Here is a 19,868-nt window from a genome sequence, read left to right as displayed (position 1 = left end):
TGCAACCCCTATATTGGTTCAATTTAGCCAACCTTAGTCAATGGGATTGAGCGCGTCGATCTGTGCGAGCCACAGACGCGAGCTGGCGTCGCTCGGCATGCGCCAATCGCCGCGCGGGCTAAGCGTCACCGAGCCCACCTTGGGACCATCGGGCAGGCAGCTGCGCTTAAACTGCTGAGCAAAGAAGCGACGGTAGAACGTACGCAGCCACGTGCGGACGGTCTTGGCGTCGTAGACGCCCTCAAAGCTCTTGAGCGCCATGCGGTAGATCTTGCCCGGCTCAAAGCCAAAACGCAGCAGGTAGTAGAGGAAGTAGTCGTGCAGCTCGTACGGGCCCACCAAATCCTCGGTCTTCTGGGCAATCTCGCCATCGCCCGTCGGCGGCAGAAGCTCAGGGGACACCGGCGTATCGAGGATGTCGAGCAAGACCTCGGCAATACGCCCGCCAAAGACATCGGCCGCATAGCGAACCAGATGACGCACGAGCGTCTTGGGCACGCTCGCGTTGACGGCGTACATGCTCATATGGTCGCCATTGTACGTAGCCCAGCCGAGCGCCAGCTCCGACAGGTCGCCGGTGCCGATGACAAAGCCGCCAGCCTGGTTGGCCAGATCCATCAGAATCTGCGTGCGCTCGCGGGCCTGGCTGTTCTCGTAGGTCACGTCCTGCACGGACGGATCGTGCTCAATGTCCTTGAAGTGCTGCTCCACGGCCGCGTGAATCGAAACCTCGCGGAAGCTCACGCCCAGGTCGCGCGCGAGCGACTCGGCATTGGACTTAGTGCGATGCGTCGTGCCAAAGCCAGGCATGGAGACCGCCGTGATACCCGTGCGCGGCAGCCCCAGTGCATCGAAGGCACGCACCGTCACGAGCAGTGCCAGCGTGGAATCCAGGCCGCCCGAAAGACCGATGACTGCAGCCTTGGTGCCCGTATGGGCAAGGCGGGTCCTGAGGCCGGCGGTCTGCAGGTCAAGGATGGTCTCACAACGCTCGGCCAGGTCGCCATGGTCGGCCGGCACAAAAGGTGCACGCGGGAAAACGCGGTCGATATCGCAGGCATCGCGCAGGACGGGTTCTTCGGCCAACACGCCCTCAAACGAAAACTCAACAGTCGTGGCCTCCGGCGCATCGTCGGCGCGTGTCCACGTCGTCGAGCGACGGCGCTCGGCAACCAGACGGTCAAGATCGACGTCGGCGATGGCCATGTCACAGGTGAGAAGCCTGGTCGCGGCAAGCTTGGAGCCGTTTTCGTAGATAAGGTTCTCGCCCGCAAAGACCATGTCGGTCGTGGACTCGCCCTCGCTCGCGTCTGCGTAGGCATAGGCGCAGTACAGGCGTGCGCTCTGGTTGGAGATGAGGCTGCGACGGTAATCTGCCTTGCCGATGATCTCGTCCGAGGCTGACGGGTTGAGGATCACCGTGGCACCGGCAAGCGCCATCTCGGTCGAAGGGGGCGCCGGCACCCACAGGTCCTCACAGACCTCGACGCCCAGCACTAGGTCCTCGGCACCCTCATCACAACAGCGGTAGACAAGTCCCGAGCCAAGCGGCACCGGACCTTGACCGGCAAATTCAACCCACACGGGATCGGCGGGCGCCGGAGCAAACCAGCGGCGCTCGTAGAACTCACCGTAGTTGGGCAGATACTTTTTGGCCGTAAGGCCCAAAAGCTCGCCCGCGCAGCACACGGCCGCGCAATTGTAGATGTTTTCGGTCACCGCAACGGGCAAGCCAACAGTAAAGACGATCGGCAACTCACGCGTTTCATCGAGGATGCGCACCAGCGCCGCCTCGCAGGCGTGCAGCAGCGTGCGGTTATGGAACAGATCAGCCGCGGTATAACCAGTCAGGTTAAGCTCGGGCAGCACGAGCGCACGAACGCCGCACTCGGTAGCCTCGCGAACAGCCGCCAGCGCAACCTCGGCATTGCCCTCAACATCGGCCACGCGAATCTTGGGCGAGGCCGCTGCCACGCGCAAAAAACCGTCGTTCTCAACTTGACCGTTTAGAAAATCGTTCATGCGAGCTCCAGCACATCCGTTAGCCGCAACGAGCGGCGGCGATATAGTCCGCCTCCATTGTACTGTCAAGTTCAATCAGCACAGATGGGACAAGCTCATGATTAAAATTGGAAAAGAGAAGCCGGGATGACGTTTAGCAGTAGAACGAGATCTCGTCCACAAGGAAAAATGCCTTCCATTTAGAGCAAATCAATTCATGCTGAGCGGCGATGATTTCACAGAGGTCATCAAGCGTGCTCCGGGGGATCTTCGCTTTGTTATTAGCGACAATGCAGCCACCTCTTCGAGTCAGCCAGATTTTGGCCGAGTTATCTGAAGGCGCCCCCTTGCAAACATGGACATGGATTGGCTCGCCCGCTTCATTGGACCAAAAGAAGACCCGATAGCCGCCAATAAGAAAAAGGCTAGGCAACTTTAGCTCCTCCGTTTGCGGCGTAGCGATACAGCAGATGGGCGTTATTGCTCAGAAAAGTCTCAAAACCTCGCTTCTCCTCGTCGGTAAAACGCCCCTCCCACATGGTCCAATTGTAAGAAGGCAGCTCGCAACGAGCGGAGTCGAAACCCTCTGCCGTCGGTCGTTCAAAATGCACGATGACCTTTTCGATATCGCCATCTGTGATCAGGTCAGAATGAATGACCTCGGTACCATCTTCGAATGTCATATACGGGTACATCACGTAAACCACCTCGCAATCATTAATTCAGTTTAGCATCAAGCTAGTGCACCAATGATAGCAAGCCCCCTTGATGAGTTGATGGCATCTGTTGCCAGCACGATCGACGGCGGTCCGGATTGTTGGGCCCCGGCCATAATCGACCGCCACGAAGCGTTCATCCGCAGATGCGTGGCATAGCGCCTAGAACACTAGCTGAGACAAGGACACTATCGCTGGCATAGTGAACATAGACAGAAGGGTGGTAACACAGACTGTTCCACATGCATATCGATAGTCCTTATTATGCTGCTGGGCAAAGATAGCTACATTCGCGCCGGTGGGGGTCGCAGCCGCAATCAGCAGCGCCATCTTAATTGACCTATCACATGGAAAGAGACATAGGAACAGGAGCGAAAGAATCGGAATGACAAGCAGCCTGACCGATGAGACGGCAAACAAGCTTTTCGCCCTCAGGAGCGCCATCAAATCAGACTGAGCAAGATAGATACCGAGAGTCATCATTGCTAGCGGAGTGTTGAGCCCCGAGATATACGAAAGCACTGACTGTGCCAGAGGGACCGTTGGGACACGAAGGATAAAAATCAAGAAACCGCCCAATAAAGCCATGACCATTGGACTTGTCAGGATCGCTTTAGGACTCATACATTTTTTAGACCCCGACAGCAGATACTGCCCATATGTCCATTGCATGGCATTGAGAAGAGCGATCATGCACGTGATGAAAAACACGGCATCTTTTCCAAGCGCCGCTTCAACAAGGGGTATTCCCACAAATCCAGCATTCGAGAATGCCGCAGCAAAAATGTCGATGGGACGGGCCCTGAACAACAGGCGGGCAACAACGCAAGCGAGCAACAACATCGCCGCCGACAGCATTAAGGTCATTCCCAACTCATACATCCTCTGAAACGAATACTCGATCCAAAATGATTTGAGAATGATTGCGGGAATCACAAGGTTGATGAGCAACTTTCCGAATTCTATTGCAGCCTGCTCGCTCAATATGCCCAAGCGGTTTAGAGCGTAGCCCATTCCCATGAGCAAAAACATGATAAGGACTTGTTGGATGAGAGGTTCAATGATTGACACAATACATGCTCCGTATAATCCTGACCGGTTCATCTACCACGATGGTCTATAGCGCCTGCTATAGCGCGGCACCGACCGCCTGAATGATTCGCGCAACGAACGCATCGGCAACCCCGCGCGGCGTTCGCGAGTTGTAGGTTTCAAAATACTTGCCGTAGTCTTCCTGAGGCACAAGGTAGTTGCAGTACGTGTTCGCATAGCCGATAACAAAGACGTTGTATTGGCTAAACGCCCTCTTAAAATCCAAGCCTAATGTGCTACACGTATCGCATGGCATCGTGATAAAAATGCAGTTACCAATTACCGCAAACTGGCTCGGAAGCTCAAGCTCGATTTTCCCCATCGAGAGCTTAAGCTGTTGCCGCTTAAGGAGAAAGTCTCGCATCGGGCTCGCATCCATAGCCTCTATCCGATTGGTCATCTCGATCCAATCCGGATCTGTTTTTGCATCGTAGACACTCTTCATGCTGATAGAGCCCCAACGCGGGGTATCAACTCTGAGTGCCGCGCGCTCACGCTTGGATTCAATTTGAGCGCAAAGTTCGTTAGCCGTACGCTCGAGTTCGGCAACTCCCTCCCCTTGCCGATAGAAACGCGTCGACACATCCCCGCACGTTCCGTTGACGCAAAGTACAGGACAGCCATATTTCCTCTCCAAACGCTGCCTGACATGCCCAATCAAATCAGCAGAGAGGACGGCGCTTTTCCCATTAAGGATGGTAGGATGAGCGGACATGAACAGCATTTTTCCAATTGGGCGACCACCTTGAGCGTCCTCAAACGAGAAAATACTTACCTGTTTATCGGCCGGACCGCCCTGAACATTTCGATTCCCGTACAGTCCCTCGATGCCTAACATCTCCATCGATACGGTCGCCTTCGACCTGGACGCCCATGCAGATACCGCCGCCTCGGTAGCCAAGCCAATCAAATCACTCGTCAATTCGGTTTCAGGTAACGTGTCCTCGTAGGCAAGCTTAAAATAGCATGGTGCAGAATGGGTATGAATGCATGCGACGACGATATTGCTCGAATCGATGCCCGTTTTTGACGATACGGCGTTCTTGACCGAAAGGGAAAAATCTTTCGACACCATTATTGAATCGAGCTCGATAAGAATAAACGGGACAAGATCAACACAGACAGCGCTAGCGTTGACCTCAATAGGATCAAGAACATCCGTCCAGGCACCTTTTCTGTTGTAGCCGCCCATGCGGCAAGGAGACTGGGGTGTTACGTCAATCTTCGAGATTCCAAACTCTATGTTCATTCCAACTCCAACTCTTCGCGGCACACGCCGCCCAAACATCGGAAATAGAAATACAAAAAGAGAAGGGCGTCATGGACGCCCTTCCAATGCGTCCTGCCACACGCAGGCCGTAGAAAACTTAACGCTCGGAAACGGGACCATTCTCGAGCTCATCCGCCGTAAAGCCCAGGAAATACGTGCCCAAGGCGCTCACAAGGAAGCCTGCACCAGCAGCGATTCCAAAGTTGATGAGATTCTGGGTCCCGCCGCCCGCAAACGCGAGGAACTCCAAGAAGTTGGATGCCGCGCCGGCAGTATAAACCGTGGCTCCGAGAGCGATTGCAAGCGCACCGGCAACAAAGGATCCGATAATCTTCCAGACAAACACGCGGCGATAGCGCAGCATCATGCCGTAGATGAAAGGCTCGCCGACGCCTCCGACAATGTTTGCGACCAAATAGCCGAATGCCATGCTCTTCTCGTCTTTATCGCACAGCTTGAGCCAGGTCGCCACCTCGCAGCCGAAGGTCGCCCAAAGGCTAACGCCCGTCGCAACCAAAACAAAGCTGTCGGTTCCCACAGTCATATAGTTAGCGATGGCAATCATCGCAACCGCCACATGCATGCCGGTAATAATCATTGGGCACCAAAGACCCGCCAGAATACCTCCTCCGAGGATGGCGGCGATACCACCGGAAGTACCAAGGAACTCAAAACCGGCGGCGAGGGCATTACCGGCCCATGAACCAACAGGGGCGAGAGCGCAGAGAGACACAGGAACAGCGACGACCATGGTAAGGAAAGGCGCGAAAACCGTTGAAAGGGTATCTGGCACATATTTGCGGAAGAAGCGCTCGATATAACTCATCGCCCACACGGACAGAAGAATGGGAAGGACCGTCTTTGTGTAGTTTGCGGCGACGCAAGGAATGCCATAAACGGAGAACTGAGCTCCATCGGTCGCAAGCTGAATCATGGTCGGGTCGATAAGAATGCCGCCCATAAAGGCACCGAGGACAGGCGTTACGCCAATGTTCTTAGCCGCATTATAGCCAAGGTAGATGGGGATAAAATAGAACGCTGCGTCATAAACCATGTTCATCAGAACATAAAGGTCGCTTGTGTCGGACAGCACGCCCGCCATCGTAGGTCCCAGCACCACCGCTACGGTCTTGAACAGGCCAGCACACATTAGGACGGGGATCATAGGCACCATGGAGCTTGACAGGTAGTTGAGGATGTTATTGCCAATAACCTTAGGTGTGAGCTTCTGCTTAGGAGCATCAAGGTTCTCGTCGATGGCGTCCTGCTTGGCAAAGCCGCCGATCTTGCAGAGCTCGTCATAAACCTTGGGCACGTTTTGGCCCACGATTACCTGGAACTGCCCTCCGGAGATTTGAGCACCCAACACACCGCCAATCTTCTTCACTTCTTTGATATCGGGGGCATCGATATCTTTGAGGTTAAAACGCAGGCGCGTCATACAGTGCGCAACAAACGTCACGTTCTCCTTGCCACCGACGGCCTCGAGCACGTCCGCGGCGATTTTCTTATTGTCAGTCATAGCTGAACTCCCTTGCTTTTCTGTCTTCCCGTTTGCGCACACGCGAAGAACCGATTACGGCAGGCCTGACACGAGGCAAATCGAGAAAAGCAAGAAGAAGACAAAAACAGAAGAGCCCCAAAGCACAAAGCGGACAGGGAACTGTCTACGTCATGCTTCGAGGCTCTTCTCGAATAACACCTTATGTGACTACGAAACTACATCCAACAGATGCTTTTACGAAAGTCGAAACCGGCAAACGGTCGAATTTCGGCGATGAACGGTCAATCAGGACCTGGATCCCGCGCAGACGCGATTGACATGGAGCATCAGGTAGACCTTCTCTTCATCGGCGAGCGCGGCGTCAAAGCGTTCTTCGATAAGCGCGGCCATGCGGTCGACGCACACGGCCACATCGGGATGCTGCTCGCAAAGCGGCCCATAGAGCGCACCGTTCTCCGTGTTGAGGGGCTCTCCTGTCTGCACGCGCTCCAGCAGGTAGCGCACGTGTGTGGCATAGCGGCAAAAGTCAAAGCCGTCGCGGTCCACACAAACCCCCAGCTCGGACTCGATGATCTTGGTGAAGTTCTCGAGCATCACCTCGTCCTTACGCACCGTATTGGATTTGGCCTTTGAAGACGAGGCGACCACGCTGTTGACGATGCAGAGCGCGATACCGCTCGCCTCCCCCCGCGGCATCTTAACGTTGAAGCCGCGATTGATGCCCTCGAGCGCGAACTGGGCGATCTTGTACTCGATGGGGTACATCTGCTGCACGTCATAGGAAAGCGGCATCTGCACAAACATATGCTCGCGGCAGCGCTTGATGGCAAAAGCGATATGGTCGGCCATGGTAAAGGGAAGGTTTGCCGAGAGCTCGCGCGAGATGTTGGAGCGAGCGATATCGGCAATCTGGGCGGAGAACTCCATCACCTGAGGATCGATCTCGTCGAGCAGCGCTAGGTAGCGCGAGTCGACACCGTAGAAGGTTCGCTCGATCTTATCGAGTGTGACCTCATCGGGGCCATTGGGAAACCCGATACCGCGGCCAATTGCCACGAGTTCACGGCCCTTGGCGTTTACGCAGATAACCGTATTGTTGTTGATCCGCTTAAGGATTTTCATGACGCTCCCTACCCGGCGCAAGCAACAGCGCCGCGAGCCCGATTATTCCACGGGATTTCAAATCCGGTCAACCTTCCTTTCGACATCCGAACGATTCGCCCCGTCTTCATTCGATCAGCCTGAGAAGAAGTTTCGCGCTTTGGTGAGTTGATGGTGTTGCGGGCGAATCCATCTCCGGTTCACACCGACTGGGTACCCTGAGGGCTGAACAACCTGTCGCAGCACTAAACGAACCGGGAGGACCCCGTATGACAACCAAGTACACCGACGCGCCGCGCACGCGCGTCATGACGCCGGCATCGCTCAACAACGGCGTGCACGAGAACCATTCCATCGGACAGACCATGGCCATCGCGCCCAAAAAGGGCCTGTTCGATGACATTTCCATTCCCCAGATCATCGCCGGCGCCGCAGCTGCCGCCACGAGCGTGGCGCTTGCTTCAAAGATCGGCATTGCCGGCTCGGTGATTGGTGCCGCTGTGAGCTCAGTCATCACTGTTGTGTCCTCGCAGGTCTATCGCCACTTTATCTCCGCCAGCGCCGAAGCAATCAAGGGCACTCATGCCGCTGTCGACTACCCTACCGGCGCCTACGAGCCCGTTGAGCCCAATGTCGAGGAACACCTAGGTGGCGCCGCAACAACGCAGGAGATGCGCCAGGCTGTGGGACGCGCGACCACGGCGCGCGTCGCTCCCAACAGCCTGCGCGCCAAGGCGGCGGCTGAGCGCAGCCAGACGCAAAAGAAGGTCATCGTCTTCTCGATCACCATCGCCATCGTCGCGGTCATCGCTTGCGCCGGCGCCATCCTTATCACCACTGCCGGTGAGGGCCTGGGCGAGCGCCCCGAGCCAATCCTTTCGTCGCGTACGACCGAGAGCGATGCAAATGACAACACCCAGTCTCAAGATCAGCAGACGCAGACGGACGACACGCAAGACAGTTCCACCTCTGCCAATTCGTCCTCGAACACCCAAGACCAATCGCAGGGCACCGATTCCTCTACGGCCAACAGCGGCACGCCATCCGGCACGGCCGACTCAAGCCAAACGACTGACGGCTCTCAACCGAGCACGGGCGACCAGGCGAATGGCAATACACCGAGTACGGGATCTACCGACAACAGCAACACCAACAGCTCGAGCGGAACCGCGTCCGGCACGGCATCTGACAGCTCAAGCCAAGGCACGACATCGGGCAACTAGGCACTGCATCCCCAGATAGGCAACCTGTACAACGGGCACGAATCGACAGCGGTTCGCGCCTGTTTGCCTTGGGCGCCGCCATGGCGAACGCTCTGCGATGGTAAGATGCTTTACATATGTAAAGAGGAGATTTGCCATGAGCAAGACAATAGTTAGGCCCACGCTTGCGCTGGGCAACCACATCTATCTGTATCGCCTGCTGCGCGATGCGATTGGATGCGGCAAGCAAACATTTATGACACAGGTCGAGGAGGCGCTCGCCGCAGACGACATGACTGCTTATGACCTGGGCTTCGAGTCCACGCGCGAATTGCTCGAGGAGCTTAACGACTGCATTAAGCTGACCGTCTTCAAAGGCGGCCGCCTGTATGCCACCGTCATCGCCAACGAGGCATGGGATGCCGCCCTTGCCAAGGACGAGGACAAGCGCAAGGCTACCAAGGGCGCCAAGCAGTCCTACAAAAAGAAGAAGCGCGGCAAGAAGGACCTGAAGGCCGTGCGCCCCAAGCACGTTAAGCGTCCCGAGCCCGAAGCCATGGTTGGAGCCGTGCCGGAACCCGAACCCGAGACAGAGATCGAAGTCGCTATTGGAGTAACAGCAGAGGCCGAAACCGAAATCGCCGCCACGACCGATCCCGAAGTCATATCCGAGCAGGAAGCCACTGCGGAGCTCAACGAGGCATCCAAGTCGACAACCGAAGAGGCGGCTGGCCAGCCCGAGGCGCCCGTGTTCCAGAACCACGATGTCTTTGGCGACAACACCGAGGACAATCAGTCCGACGAGCTCGCGGATCAAGATGCTGCCGAGGCAGCACCGGAGCCCGAGGCGCCCCAGCCTGCCATCTCGCTCACGGTTGTCTACGACCCCGAGAACGCCAACGCCGGCATCACCACCATGGTATCCACGCCGGTCGAGGCCAAGCCGAACGTCGAGGCAGAGGACACTCCGCAGGCCGATGCCAAAACCGGGACCGAAGACACGTCCATCTCCGTGGAACCGACAGATTCCATAGCTAAGCCAGAAGCGGCATCTGAGTCTGCACTTGTCATTGAGTCCGCATCCGCACCCGCCTGTGACCAGGCTCCCACACCTGCACCGACTCCGGTCCCCAATTCAGCACCGGCCCCCGCTCCCGCAGCACCGACCATCCCCGGGGACTTCCCCATCGATTTCGCGACCGAGGTCTTCTGCCCTAGCCCGCTGCTGCACCAGCTGTCGACTTATCTCCCCTACGGCGCCGACACCCTCGGCATCGTCGGCGAGTACTACTGGATCGCTCGCGAGCGCGGTACCATCGAGGCCGGCCGTAACCGCGCGAGCTTCCCCCTGCGCTACACACAGGCCGGCAAACGCCACGAAGTCACCGTACGCATTCGCCGCAACACCACCGGCGGCCTCGGAGCCACCTGGGCCATCGACAAGGTTGAAGAATCCAACGAATAGCAAAACGCGGCGAACGTCACAAAAACGTTCGCCGCGTTTTTTTATTTTCCCAGGTTGAGCATAAGTTCGTGTGACAAAGGGGCTGTCCCTTTGCCACATCAAACTAGTCCCTGGTAAGTTTCCTGTGGATACGATGCGGCTGGGCTGCGTCCTCGCCCAGGCGCTCGATACGGTTGGCCTGATAGGCCTCGAAGTTGCCCTCGAACCAATACCAGTTGCCCGGATTCTCGTCGGTGCCCTCCCACGCCAGGATGTGCGTGGCGACGCGGTCCAGGAACATACGGTCGTGGCTAATGACCACCGAGCAGCCCGGGAACTCGAGCAGCGCCGCCTCGAGCGAGGACAGCGTCTCGACGTCGAGGTCGTTCGTGGGCTCGTCGAGGAGCAGCAGGTTGCCGCCCTGCTTGAGCGTAAGCGCCAAGTTCAGACGGTTGCGCTCGCCACCGGAGAGTACGCCAGCGCGCTTCTGCTGGTCCTGGCCCTTAAAGCCAAAGCTCGCCACATACGCGCGGCTCGGAACCTCGGTCTCGCCGACCATCATGTGGTCCAGGCCGTCCGAGACGACCTCCCATAGGTTCTTATCGGGGTCGATGCCGGAACGGTTCTGGTCGACGTAAGAAATCTTGACGGTCTCGCCCACCTCGAGCTCGCCCGAAGTCAGCGGCTCCAAACCCACGATGGTCTTGAAGAGCGTGGTCTTGCCGACACCGTTGGGGCCGATGACGCCCACGATGCCGTTACGCGGCAGGGTGAACGAAAGGTCGTCGATGAGCACGCGGCCATCGAACTCCTTGTGCAGGTGATGGGCCTCGAGCACCTTGTTGCCCAGACGCGGGCCCACAGGGATGCGGATGTCGATCCAGTCGAGCTTCTGGCTTGCGCGGGCCTCGGCCTCCATCTCCTCGTAGCGAGCCAGACGGGCCTTGTTCTTGGCCTGGCGAGCCTTGGGCGAGCTGCGCACCCACTCGAGCTCGGCCTCCATGCGCTTGGCGAGCTTGGCGTCGCGGTTGCCCTGTGCCTCGATACGCGCGGCCTTGGTCTCCAGATACGTGGAGTAGTTGCCCTTGTAGGGATAGAGGTGACCGCGGTCGACCTCGCAGATCCACTCGGCAACGTTATCCAGGAAGTAGCGATCGTGCGTGACGGCAAGCACCGCGCCCTGGTAGTTGTGCAGGAAGTGCTCGAGCCACAGGATCGACTCGGCGTCCAGGTGGTTCGTGGGCTCGTCGAGCAGCAGCAGGTCGGGAGCCTCGAGCAGCAGCTTGCACAGGGCCACGCGGCGGCGCTCGCCGCCGGAAAGCACGTTGACCGGCATGTCGGAATCGGGCAGTTGCAGGGCGTCCATGGCCTGGCCGAGCTTGGAATCGATATCCCAGCCGTCGGCGGCATCGATCTCGTCCTGGAGCTTGCCCATCTCGGCCATGAGGGCGTCCATGTCGCAATCCGGGTCGCACATCTCCTCGCCGATCTTATTGAAGCGATCGACCTTGGCGATCATATCGCCAAACGCCATGCGCACGTTCTCGATAACGGTCTTGTCGTCGTCGAGCGGCGGTTCCTGCTGCAGGATACCCACGGTGTAGCCGGGGGTGAGCCTGGCATCGCCGTTTGAGACCTCCTCGATACCGGCCATGATCTTGAGCAGGGTCGACTTGCCCATGCCGTTGGGGCCCACGACACCGATCTTGGCACCGGGGTAGAAGCTCAGGGTCACGTCGTCAAGGATTACCTTGTCGCCATGGGCCTTGCGAGCCTGATACATCTGGTAGATAAACTCCGCCATTTGCCTGTTTTATCCTTTCTACCTGCTGTTTCCCTATTCTTGATTCGCTTTAGTGGAAACGAAATGAGGAAACCAGCTCTGAAACTTAACGAAAAAGGGGCATGGTTGCCCACACCCCCTAATACTACCTGGGAAAAGTCCCCCGGAACATACTATGAACTGCGTACGCTAGTTTTCCGCAACCTTAACGAGCGGCTCGCTGCGATTTGCGCCACAGCAGATACGAATAGACGTAGGCAGCTCCGGCTGAACCAAACGCCAGAACCGCAATCACCGCGGCGACGACTTCGCTCGACAGCACGCTGCCCGCCACGCCCATCACGATCAGGCCAACGCCCAGCACCATAAAGCAGGCGCCGCCAAAACGCTGCGTACGGCGCCAGTTCTCGGGATCGGCAAGCGCCCAAGGCGTCTTGATACCGAGCGTATAGTTCTGCTTCACACGCGGCAAGTAGTTGCCTACGCCGATGAACAGCAAACCGATAGCACCGGAAATCAGCACGTTGACCGAACCGACCGCCGGCACCACGCCCCAGACCGTAAGCTCACCCAACCAGCTTATGGCACACATGAACAAGGTGAAGGCGATTACGAAGCCCTGATAGAACTTGCCCGAGGTTCGATATGCCTCACCTTTGGGGTCAATGCGTGGCACCACGTAGAACATTGCAAGAAGTGCCAGAGGCAGCACGCCGAGCGCGGAGGCCATCCAGCTAGGGCCCCAACCGTCGACGGCGCCGTTCGCTCCCCAGTGCGTGGGAATCTGTGCAGGCAAGCTCGGCATCACCATAAGGTGCGCCGCGACATTAATAGCGCAGACCACAACAAGCATGGCCCATACACGCGGCGATACCCCCGTGGCGTGAATGCCCTTGTTTTCGTTATTCATCCTCATCACCTTCAGTGTCTGTAAAGCCCATAAACCAGCCAATCAAGTCCTGCATGACGGTGGTGTTTAAGCTGTAAACGATGTTTTGGCCATGGCGCTCGTCGGTCACCAACCCGGCGTTTTTAAGCGTCGCCAAGTGATGGCTCAGCGACGGCTTGCTAATGTCAAAATGCTCGGCAAGCTCCCCTGCCGTGCGGTTGCCCTCGCGCAGTAGCTCCAAAATGCGTCGCCGTGTAGGATCGGCAAGCGCCTTAAAACCCTCTCCCGGCATAGAACCTCCTCTCGCTGTCTCTCGCGACGTGCACACTATACTCGATATTTAGATGTTTGTCTAACTATCTAATCTTGTACTCAAAAAAATAGCCGCCTCCGCGTAATGCGAAGACAGCCACTTCTCACGCTACAAACGTGTTTTGGAGTTGGCCAACCCGCTGCAACGGGTGCCATCTGCTTCATCTTATGCGAATCCCGGTCCCATTTCAACAAGCCTCAAGGGCTCAAATGGAATCGCGATAATACCTATAATGACGATAGCTAAACACGACCCGCTTCCCCATCGGAGGATATCTATGACCGAATCAGCAGCCGCAGCTCCCGTCGAGACACGCGACACCAAGCTCGAGATCATCATGGGCCGCGAGGCACTCGACAAGCTCGCCAACGCCACGGTGCTGATACTCGGCTGCGGAGGCGTGGGCTCTAGCTGCTGCGAGGCACTTGCCCGCGGCGGCATCGGGCATTTTGTGATTCTGGACAAGGACACCATCGCGCCCAGCAATATCAATCGCCAGGCCATCGCCTTTCACAGCACCGTCGGCAAGCGAAAGGTCGATGTTATGGAAGCCATGATCCACGATATCAATCCCGCCACCACCGTCATCAAGCGAACTGAATATCTGCTGAGCGACAACATCGATGATTTCTTCGCGAGCGTTTTGGAGCAGACGGGCGGCAAGCTCAACTACGTCGTCGACGCCATCGACACCATCTCGGCCAAGCTCACCATTGCCAAATATGCTCAGGACCATGACATCCGTTTGGTTAGCTCCATGGGCGGGGCCAACAAACTCCATCCCGAGTGCCTCCGCTTTGCCGACATCTTCGATACGGTACGTGACCCCATGAGCCGCATTATGCGCAAAGAATGCAAGAAGCGCGGAATCAAGAGCCTACACGTACTGTTTAGCTGCGAGGAATCGGTTAAGACACAGCCCCGCGACCCTTCCAACATCCACGAGCGCACCGAGCTGGGAACTGCCAGTTTTATGCCGCCCATCATGGGTCAAATGATTGCCGGCGAGGTTATCCGCCAGATCGGCGGGCGCGGCACCGAACGCGTACGCTCCGATGGCCAGCGCCTGGACTAGCAGGATGTCCTGCGATGGAACCGCGATTCTTTGACACGCATTGTCATCTTGATTTGATGGCCTGCCCGGATACCGTTGCCGATGAGTCGGCGGCACTGGGCCTGGTTCTATTTGACTGCGGCGTCGACCCACGCGACTTCGTGGCAGCAAAAACGCGTGGCAGTCACCACCCGAACATCATCGTGGGTGTAGGCCTCCATCCCTGGTGGCTCGTCGACGGTCGATGCGGACCCGCCGAAATCGATCTACTTTGCGAAGTCGCTGCACAAGAGCGTTTTATCGGCGAGATCGGGCTCGACTTTTCCGCACGCTTTGCTGGAAGCGAGCCGTTACAAATACAGGCACTTAATCGGCTCTGCGATACGCTCGCGCAGCATGCTCTTGCTGGGCGCGTGATATCAATTCACGCCATTCATTCGGCAGGAACCGTACTGGACGTCCTCGAATCGCATGGACTACTCATCCCAAATCCCGACTCCCCCTTTATCATCTTCCACTGGTTTAGCGGCACTTCGGACGAACTCGTCCGCGCGCGTAATGCAGGCTGCTATTTTTCCGTCAACGAACGCATGCTCGCGTCTAAACGTGGACGCGAATATGCCCGACAGATTCCACTCGACCGTCTACTGCTCGAGACCGATGTGCCAGCCGAACCAAACACAGAGACAAGCGCACAGTCGCTCATCAGATCGCTCGCAAGAACCTCGATGCGCATTGCCTCACTCAAAAACTGTGACGCTAAGCGCATCGAGTCGGCAGTTTTAGCAAATGCGCACTCTGTTTTTGACCTTCGCTAACCCCTGTGGCAAAAATGCCAAGGGGCATGCGAATCGCACAACGCAGTCCCTATTGGAAGGCGGTACAGCTCGGCGGCATTACACCAATTCATGCATGAGATCACGGTTGCGTGCATACAATTCGTCAAAGATATGGCGGCGCGACGCATATAGCTCGTGGGCAGCCATATCGGGCACGATTGTTTGTGCAACGCCAAGGACTTGGGCGAGTTCATCCCATGATGCATAGGCGCCACCTGCGAGAGCTGCCATGATGGCATCACCGAAGCATGCGCCCACCGTAACCTTGGCAACCGAGACCTCGCGCCCGCATACGTCGGCGATAGCTTGCATCCAAACTGGATTCTTGGTTCCACCTCCGACAAGCATAATGCGCCCAATTGGCAGTCCATGCTCTCGCTCGATAATGTCGACATGGGATGCAACGGTATACGCGACGCCTTCCAAGGCGGCGCGAACCATATGGGCTCGTGTATGCCTTCCGGTCAGGCCAAAGAAGACGCCACGCGCCTCGGGATCGTTGAGCGGAGTACGCTCCCCTGCAAAGTACGGCAGACACAGGAGCCCATCGGCACCCGGCGCCACATCGGCGGCATCATGCGCCATAACCGAATATGCATCGGGGCCACCGTGGCCCTCGGCCTCTACAGCGTCGCGATACAGCTCTTGGCGCAGCCACGATGTGAGCGCACCCGCCGTATTGGTCCCCGCGCAGATCCCGTAAGTTCCGGGAATGATAAACGTCCCTGGCCACAGGCGGGCATCATCGATCATATGATCAGCTAGGTAGATGAAATACGCCGTGCTCCCCAACTGAACCATCATATCGCCGGGACGGAACACACCCGTCGAAATGGCCTCGGCACCAGAGTCGCCCGTTCCCACTAAGACAGGTGTCCCTGCCGCGAGCCCCGTCGCCTCAGCCGCACGCTGCGTAATCACCCCGGCAATATCGGTAGCCGACATTACCTCCGCCATCTGGTCAGTCCGGCAGAAACGAGCACATTCCCGAGCATCAACCTTCCAAGTGTAGCGGTCGTATAGGGGAAGAAAATCCTCCGCCAAATAACGGTCCACCGTAAAACGCCCCGTCAACTTCGCGCACAGAAACGATGACGCCGTCAGGAACTTCGCGGCACGTTCGTGCACCTCGGGCATATTCTCCTTAAACCACAAGATCTTGGGAGCAATATCTGACGAACAGGGATCGTGTCCGAAAAGCTCGCGTGCGCGGTCTGACCCATATTCGGAAAGAAGCTCGTCAATCTGCGGCTTCGAACGTGCATCGACTCCATACAAAATCGCGGGCGCCAGCGCATTGCACTCGGTATCGACCGGTACGCAGTCGCAACCCAATGCGGAAAGGCCCACGCATCCGATCTGTGCCGCGCTAACCCCCGATCGCGCCACCAGCTCGCGCGACAAGCGGCAAAAATCGCCCCACCAAACTGCCTCCGCATCATGCTGGTACCATCCATCACACGGGTTGTCCGTCTCGTGTCCACAAGAGGCTTGACAAACGATGTTGCATCGATCATCGATTAAAACGCCTTTAGAGGCGCTTGTCCCAATATCAATACCCAGATAGAGCGCCATAGGTGCCTACTCCCCTCGCGCCGTACGAGCGGCAGCCATAAAACGAGCTACCCGCTCAACATCAACCGGGGCATCCAGCTTTCCGTCGCGCTTTAAGCAGGTGCCGACAAACGCGCCATCGTAGTGAGCAAATACGTCAGCCACGGTATTTTCGCGACAACCGGTGCCACATACCACAGGTACTTCGCCAACACGCTCACGGACCTCATCGGCAAGCTCGCCCGAAGCGCCACGACCGGCAGCCGAACCGCTGATGACCATCGCATCCGGTAGGCAATTAAAGAGAAGTGAATCTGCAATGTCCGCAGTCGTGCGGTCGTTGAGATAAACCTCCCCCTCGCTCGTGATGAAGTGAAAAAGCTTGAAGTCGTCCAAGCGCAGCGCCGCCTTGCGACGCATGGTGTGCGCGAAATCTCGGTTAATCAGCCCAAGATCACCGGCCCAGGCACCGCAAAAATTGCAGCGCGTGAACTGCGCATCGACGGCAGCGCACAGCTCGATTGTGGCATCACCGTCGTAAATAGCCTCAGCTCCCCAAGGAGTCGACAGATCATGGGATAGAGCCCCGATAACATAGCCCATCGATGCAAGGGTTGAGGGAGAAACGTGCTGCTCATAGGGCATCGAGAGCTCATTGGTAATCAAAATGCCATCGACACCGCCCTGCTGCAACGCTTCGAGATCGCGCTTGGCGGCTTCCACGACCTGCGACACGCTTCCGCCCGGGTAATACAGTGGATCGCCCGGCAGAGGACGCAGATGCAGCATTCCGATAACCGGCTTTTCGGTCTTGAACATCGAGGTTAGAAACGACATAACGTGCTCCTTCTTAGGGTCATTGCAGGGGCGTTACTCCCCCAGCACCTCGACGTACACTTTTCGCTTCTGCGGACCGTCAAACTCCGCAAGATAGATGTTCTGGGCACCTCCGCACACGATGTGGCCATCTTGGACGGGAAAGAAGCAACTGTTTCCACAAATCATGCTCTTGATATGCCCACAGGAGTTGTTACCGGTGGCTCCATAGCTCGGCAGGAAGTGTGCATGCGCATAGGGGGCATCGAGTGGGGCGATGCGATCAAGCGTCTCCATAAGATCCGTCTCCACGCAGGGCAGCCCCTCGTTTACCACGATTCCGCAGGTCGTATGCGACAAAATAATCGCCGCCAAGCCATTGGTCACCGAGCTGCGTTCGATGGCAGCGCGCACGTCCTCGGTAATATCGATGAACTGGTCCGGAGCAGTCGATAGATAGCTCAATGTCTCGAGCGTCACCATGTTCACTCATCCCCTTCAAGAAAACGCAGGGCATTACCCCAGTAGAGCCTTTCTCGCGCATCATCGCGCATGGGCACGGTATCGAGCGCCCGCTTGAGTTTGAATGCACGGAAGCGCGGCGTATTGCTGGCGAACATCACTTGATGCGATAGCGCGCGCTCATACCACAGCGGCCCCATATCGACCGTGAAAAGACGCTGCATCATTTCCTCGGGCGAATCGATATAAGTGATAGAGGTGTCCGCGTAGCAGTTGGGATACTTGAGCAGCATCGCCACGGTCTCGCGCACCCAGGGCCAGCCAAAGTGGGTCAAACTAAAACGCACATTTGGATGCGTTGCGATTGTGTGCTCAAATGCAAGCGGGTTACTGCGCGAGAGCTCTGCACCCGGCTCCCAAGACATACCGGCATGGAAAACCACCGGCTTGTTATAGCGCTCGCACAGCTCATAAAGCGGCTCGGCCACAGCATCATCGGGGGCAAAACCCTGCTTTGCCGGATGCAGGCAAAGCCCCTTTGCCCCCAACTCGGTAAAGGCGCGCTCCAATTCGCCTGCGGCACCGTTCACCTGCGGATCTACGCTCGCAAATCCCCACAGACGATCGGGATGCGCGGCAACCAGCATGGCAATCTGGTCATTGGTGCCAAAATGCCCTCCGCATGCCGTGGTTACATCGAGCGGCATGAGCACACTCTTCTGCACATCGCAGACGTCCATCTCGACTTGAAGCTCATCCCAATCCATGGGGCCCATATGCCCCATACCAAATTCTCGTGACCAAAAACCGAATCCATCAGGCTCATCACCCGGCGTACAGATCTCGCCGTAGAGCATAGGATGGACCAACATGTCGATAACCATTTCGTACTCCTTTCCAGGCATTTGACCCTAGTACGGCTCAAACGAACCAATCACTCGGGACGACAGCTCAGCGCCCGCCTTCATACACGCCGGAATATCAAGGCCATCGATCACGCCCTTGGTAAACCCGGCAATATACGAGTCGCCGGCACCCACGGTATTAACGACCTTCTCCGCCGGTACGATCCCGCACTCATAGAAGCGCTCACCGTCATAGGCAATGCTTCCCTTCTCGCCAAGCGTGGCAACCGCAACGCGCGGTCCCAATTCCTGCACGTAGCGTACCCAGTCTCGCAGCTCCGGAGTGTCCTCTTCAAACGACATGAACGCATAGTCTACGTAAGGAAAATGAGCCTCACAGGCATATTCGGGATCCTGGCTGAACACCGAGAAATCCATAACCACCGTCTTGCCCGCATCATGCCATTCGGGCAGGAGGTCCAAACAATTGCCAAACAGGTCGGTATGGATGATGTCATGCTCTAGGATAAACGCCCGGTCATCTTCATTCGGACGATATGTCTCCATTACGCCATCGATTGCCTCGAGATGCACGCGATCGACGCCGTCTTTCAATGCCATGAGCATCACCGAGGTGTCGCCATCCTCCACCCGCAGATGTGAGATATCGAACCCCTCAGCGGCCAGCGCCTCTCTCATCTTGTCTCCGTACTCGTCCTTGCCGACAACCGACACGGCGGATACCGAAACGCCCATTCGTGCAAGATGGATACCCCAGTCAATGCCATTGCCAGTCGGATAGAACACGCCGATGTTCTGATAGACGTCCGCGCAGCAAAAACCAGCCGCACACGCTTTAATGCCCATAGTCTTCTCCAATGTTCAAAAGGGGACCCACCACATGGCGAGCCCCCTTTTCGCGTTTCGCTTATTGTTTGGCTCTGTTAGACCAAGGTTGACATAAAAACGATGTCACCGCGAGG

The 19,868-nt window shown here is 57.1% G+C and carries 19 protein-coding genes; 4 read left to right on the top strand and 15 right to left on the bottom strand.

Annotated elements, in window-relative coordinates; genetic code table 11:
- Positions 1–33: 33 nt before the first annotated feature.
- The 7 genes from DWW51_RS06430 to DWW51_RS06400 all read right to left on the bottom strand — a co-directional run bounded on the left by DWW51_RS06430 (position 34) and on the right by DWW51_RS06400 (position 7,705).
- Entirely contained in the window at positions 34–2,022 is a 1,989-nt protein-coding gene (locus DWW51_RS06430; protein ID WP_117773914.1) for an NAD(+) synthase, read from the bottom strand.
- Positions 2,023–2,155: 133 nt separating this feature from the next.
- Positions 2,156–2,434: a DUF4160 domain-containing protein gene (locus DWW51_RS06425; protein WP_117635420.1), complete on the bottom strand. Its 279-nt coding sequence runs from the start codon at positions 2,432–2,434 to the stop codon at positions 2,156–2,158.
- Complete coding sequence (locus tag DWW51_RS06420; protein ID WP_117635421.1) at positions 2,427–2,696, bottom strand: hypothetical protein; 270 nt, start codon at positions 2,694–2,696, stop codon at positions 2,427–2,429. The genes DWW51_RS06425 and DWW51_RS06420 overlap by 8 nt, the downstream gene beginning before the upstream one ends.
- A 183-nt stretch (positions 2,697–2,879) precedes the next feature.
- Complete coding sequence (locus tag DWW51_RS06415) at positions 2,880–3,788, bottom strand: AEC family transporter (RefSeq protein ID WP_197032196.1); 909 nt, start codon at positions 3,786–3,788, stop codon at positions 2,880–2,882.
- A gap of 58 nt (positions 3,789–3,846) precedes the next feature.
- A complete protein-coding gene (locus DWW51_RS06410; protein WP_117773912.1) occupies positions 3,847–5,058 on the bottom strand; it encodes a hypothetical protein in 1,212 nt (403 codons plus the stop codon).
- A 118-nt stretch (positions 5,059–5,176) separates the two neighbouring features.
- On the bottom strand, positions 5,177–6,601 hold the full coding sequence (locus tag DWW51_RS06405; protein ID WP_117635424.1) for a PTS transporter subunit EIIC: 1,425 nt from the start codon (positions 6,599–6,601) through the stop codon (positions 5,177–5,179).
- Between the two features lie 267 nt (positions 6,602–6,868).
- The gene (locus DWW51_RS06400) at positions 6,869–7,705 is read right to left on the bottom strand and encodes a PRD domain-containing protein (protein ID WP_117773911.1); all 837 of its coding nucleotides are present in this window, start codon (positions 7,703–7,705) and stop codon (positions 6,869–6,871) included.
- A gap of 248 nt (positions 7,706–7,953) precedes the next feature.
- Between DWW51_RS06400 and DWW51_RS06395 the strand changes: the two genes are divergently transcribed.
- Together DWW51_RS06395 and DWW51_RS06390 are read left to right on the top strand one after the other, a co-directional pair.
- On the top strand, positions 7,954–8,907 hold the full coding sequence (locus tag DWW51_RS06395; protein WP_117773910.1) for a hypothetical protein: 954 nt from the start codon (positions 7,954–7,956) through the stop codon (positions 8,905–8,907).
- A gap of 136 nt (positions 8,908–9,043) precedes the next feature.
- Positions 9,044–10,351, top strand: coding sequence for a hypothetical protein (locus DWW51_RS06390; protein ID WP_117773909.1), 1,308 nt, complete (start codon positions 9,044–9,046; stop codon positions 10,349–10,351).
- Between the two features lie 103 nt (positions 10,352–10,454).
- On the opposite strand, the gene ettA is transcribed toward DWW51_RS06390, so the two are convergent.
- The 3 genes from ettA to DWW51_RS06375 all read right to left on the bottom strand — a co-directional run bounded on the left by ettA (position 10,455) and on the right by DWW51_RS06375 (position 13,294).
- Positions 10,455–12,134, bottom strand: coding sequence for an energy-dependent translational throttle protein EttA (ettA, locus tag DWW51_RS06385; RefSeq protein ID WP_117773908.1), 1,680 nt, complete (start codon positions 12,132–12,134; stop codon positions 10,455–10,457).
- 184 nt (positions 12,135–12,318) lie between these two features.
- Positions 12,319–13,023 (bottom strand): SdpI family protein, encoded by a 705-nt coding sequence (locus tag DWW51_RS06380; protein ID WP_117773907.1) that lies wholly within the window; start codon positions 13,021–13,023, stop codon positions 12,319–12,321.
- Positions 13,016–13,294 carry an autorepressor SdpR family transcription factor gene (locus tag DWW51_RS06375; protein WP_117773906.1) on the bottom strand — a complete coding sequence of 93 codons (279 nt, stop codon included), beginning with the start codon at positions 13,292–13,294 and terminating at the stop codon, positions 13,016–13,018. The genes DWW51_RS06380 and DWW51_RS06375 overlap by 8 nt, the downstream gene beginning before the upstream one ends.
- Before the next feature lie 298 nt (positions 13,295–13,592).
- Between DWW51_RS06375 and DWW51_RS06370 the strand changes: the two genes are divergently transcribed.
- Both DWW51_RS06370 and DWW51_RS06365 read left to right on the top strand, forming a co-directional pair.
- Positions 13,593–14,390 (top strand): ThiF family adenylyltransferase, encoded by a 798-nt coding sequence (locus tag DWW51_RS06370; RefSeq protein WP_117773905.1) that lies wholly within the window; start codon positions 13,593–13,595, stop codon positions 14,388–14,390.
- A 14-nt stretch (positions 14,391–14,404) separates the two neighbouring features.
- Positions 14,405–15,187, top strand: coding sequence for a TatD family hydrolase (locus tag DWW51_RS06365; RefSeq protein WP_117773904.1), 783 nt, complete (start codon positions 14,405–14,407; stop codon positions 15,185–15,187).
- 78 nt (positions 15,188–15,265) lie between these two features.
- Here DWW51_RS06365 and DWW51_RS06360 read toward each other — a convergent pair whose 3' ends face one another.
- The 5 genes from DWW51_RS06360 to frlD are packed head-to-tail and all read right to left on the bottom strand — an operon-like array spanning position 15,266 to position 19,752.
- Positions 15,266–16,783 carry an FGGY-family carbohydrate kinase gene (locus tag DWW51_RS06360; protein ID WP_117773903.1) on the bottom strand — a complete coding sequence of 506 codons (1,518 nt, stop codon included), beginning with the start codon at positions 16,781–16,783 and terminating at the stop codon, positions 15,266–15,268.
- 6 nt (positions 16,784–16,789) lie between these two features.
- Positions 16,790–17,599 (bottom strand): BtpA/SgcQ family protein, encoded by an 810-nt coding sequence (locus DWW51_RS06355; protein WP_117773902.1) that lies wholly within the window; start codon positions 17,597–17,599, stop codon positions 16,790–16,792.
- Between the two features lie 33 nt (positions 17,600–17,632).
- The gene (locus tag DWW51_RS06350; RefSeq protein WP_117773901.1) at positions 17,633–18,061 is read right to left on the bottom strand and encodes a secondary thiamine-phosphate synthase enzyme YjbQ; all 429 of its coding nucleotides are present in this window, start codon (positions 18,059–18,061) and stop codon (positions 17,633–17,635) included.
- A gap of 2 nt (positions 18,062–18,063) precedes the next feature.
- Complete coding sequence (locus DWW51_RS06345) at positions 18,064–18,924, bottom strand: amidohydrolase family protein (protein ID WP_231501594.1); 861 nt, start codon at positions 18,922–18,924, stop codon at positions 18,064–18,066.
- Positions 18,925–18,951: 27 nt separating this feature from the next.
- Positions 18,952–19,752: a fructoselysine 6-kinase gene (gene frlD, locus DWW51_RS06340; RefSeq protein ID WP_117773899.1), complete on the bottom strand. Its 801-nt coding sequence runs from the start codon at positions 19,750–19,752 to the stop codon at positions 18,952–18,954.
- Between the last annotated feature and the right edge of the window lie 116 nt (positions 19,753–19,868).

Source organism: Collinsella sp. AF15-51 (assembly GCF_003462845.1).
Lineage (GTDB): Bacteria > Actinomycetota > Coriobacteriia > Coriobacteriales > Coriobacteriaceae > Collinsella.
The sequence above is the reverse complement of the archived record's forward strand: the minus strand, read 5'-3'. Positions and strand labels throughout refer to the sequence as shown.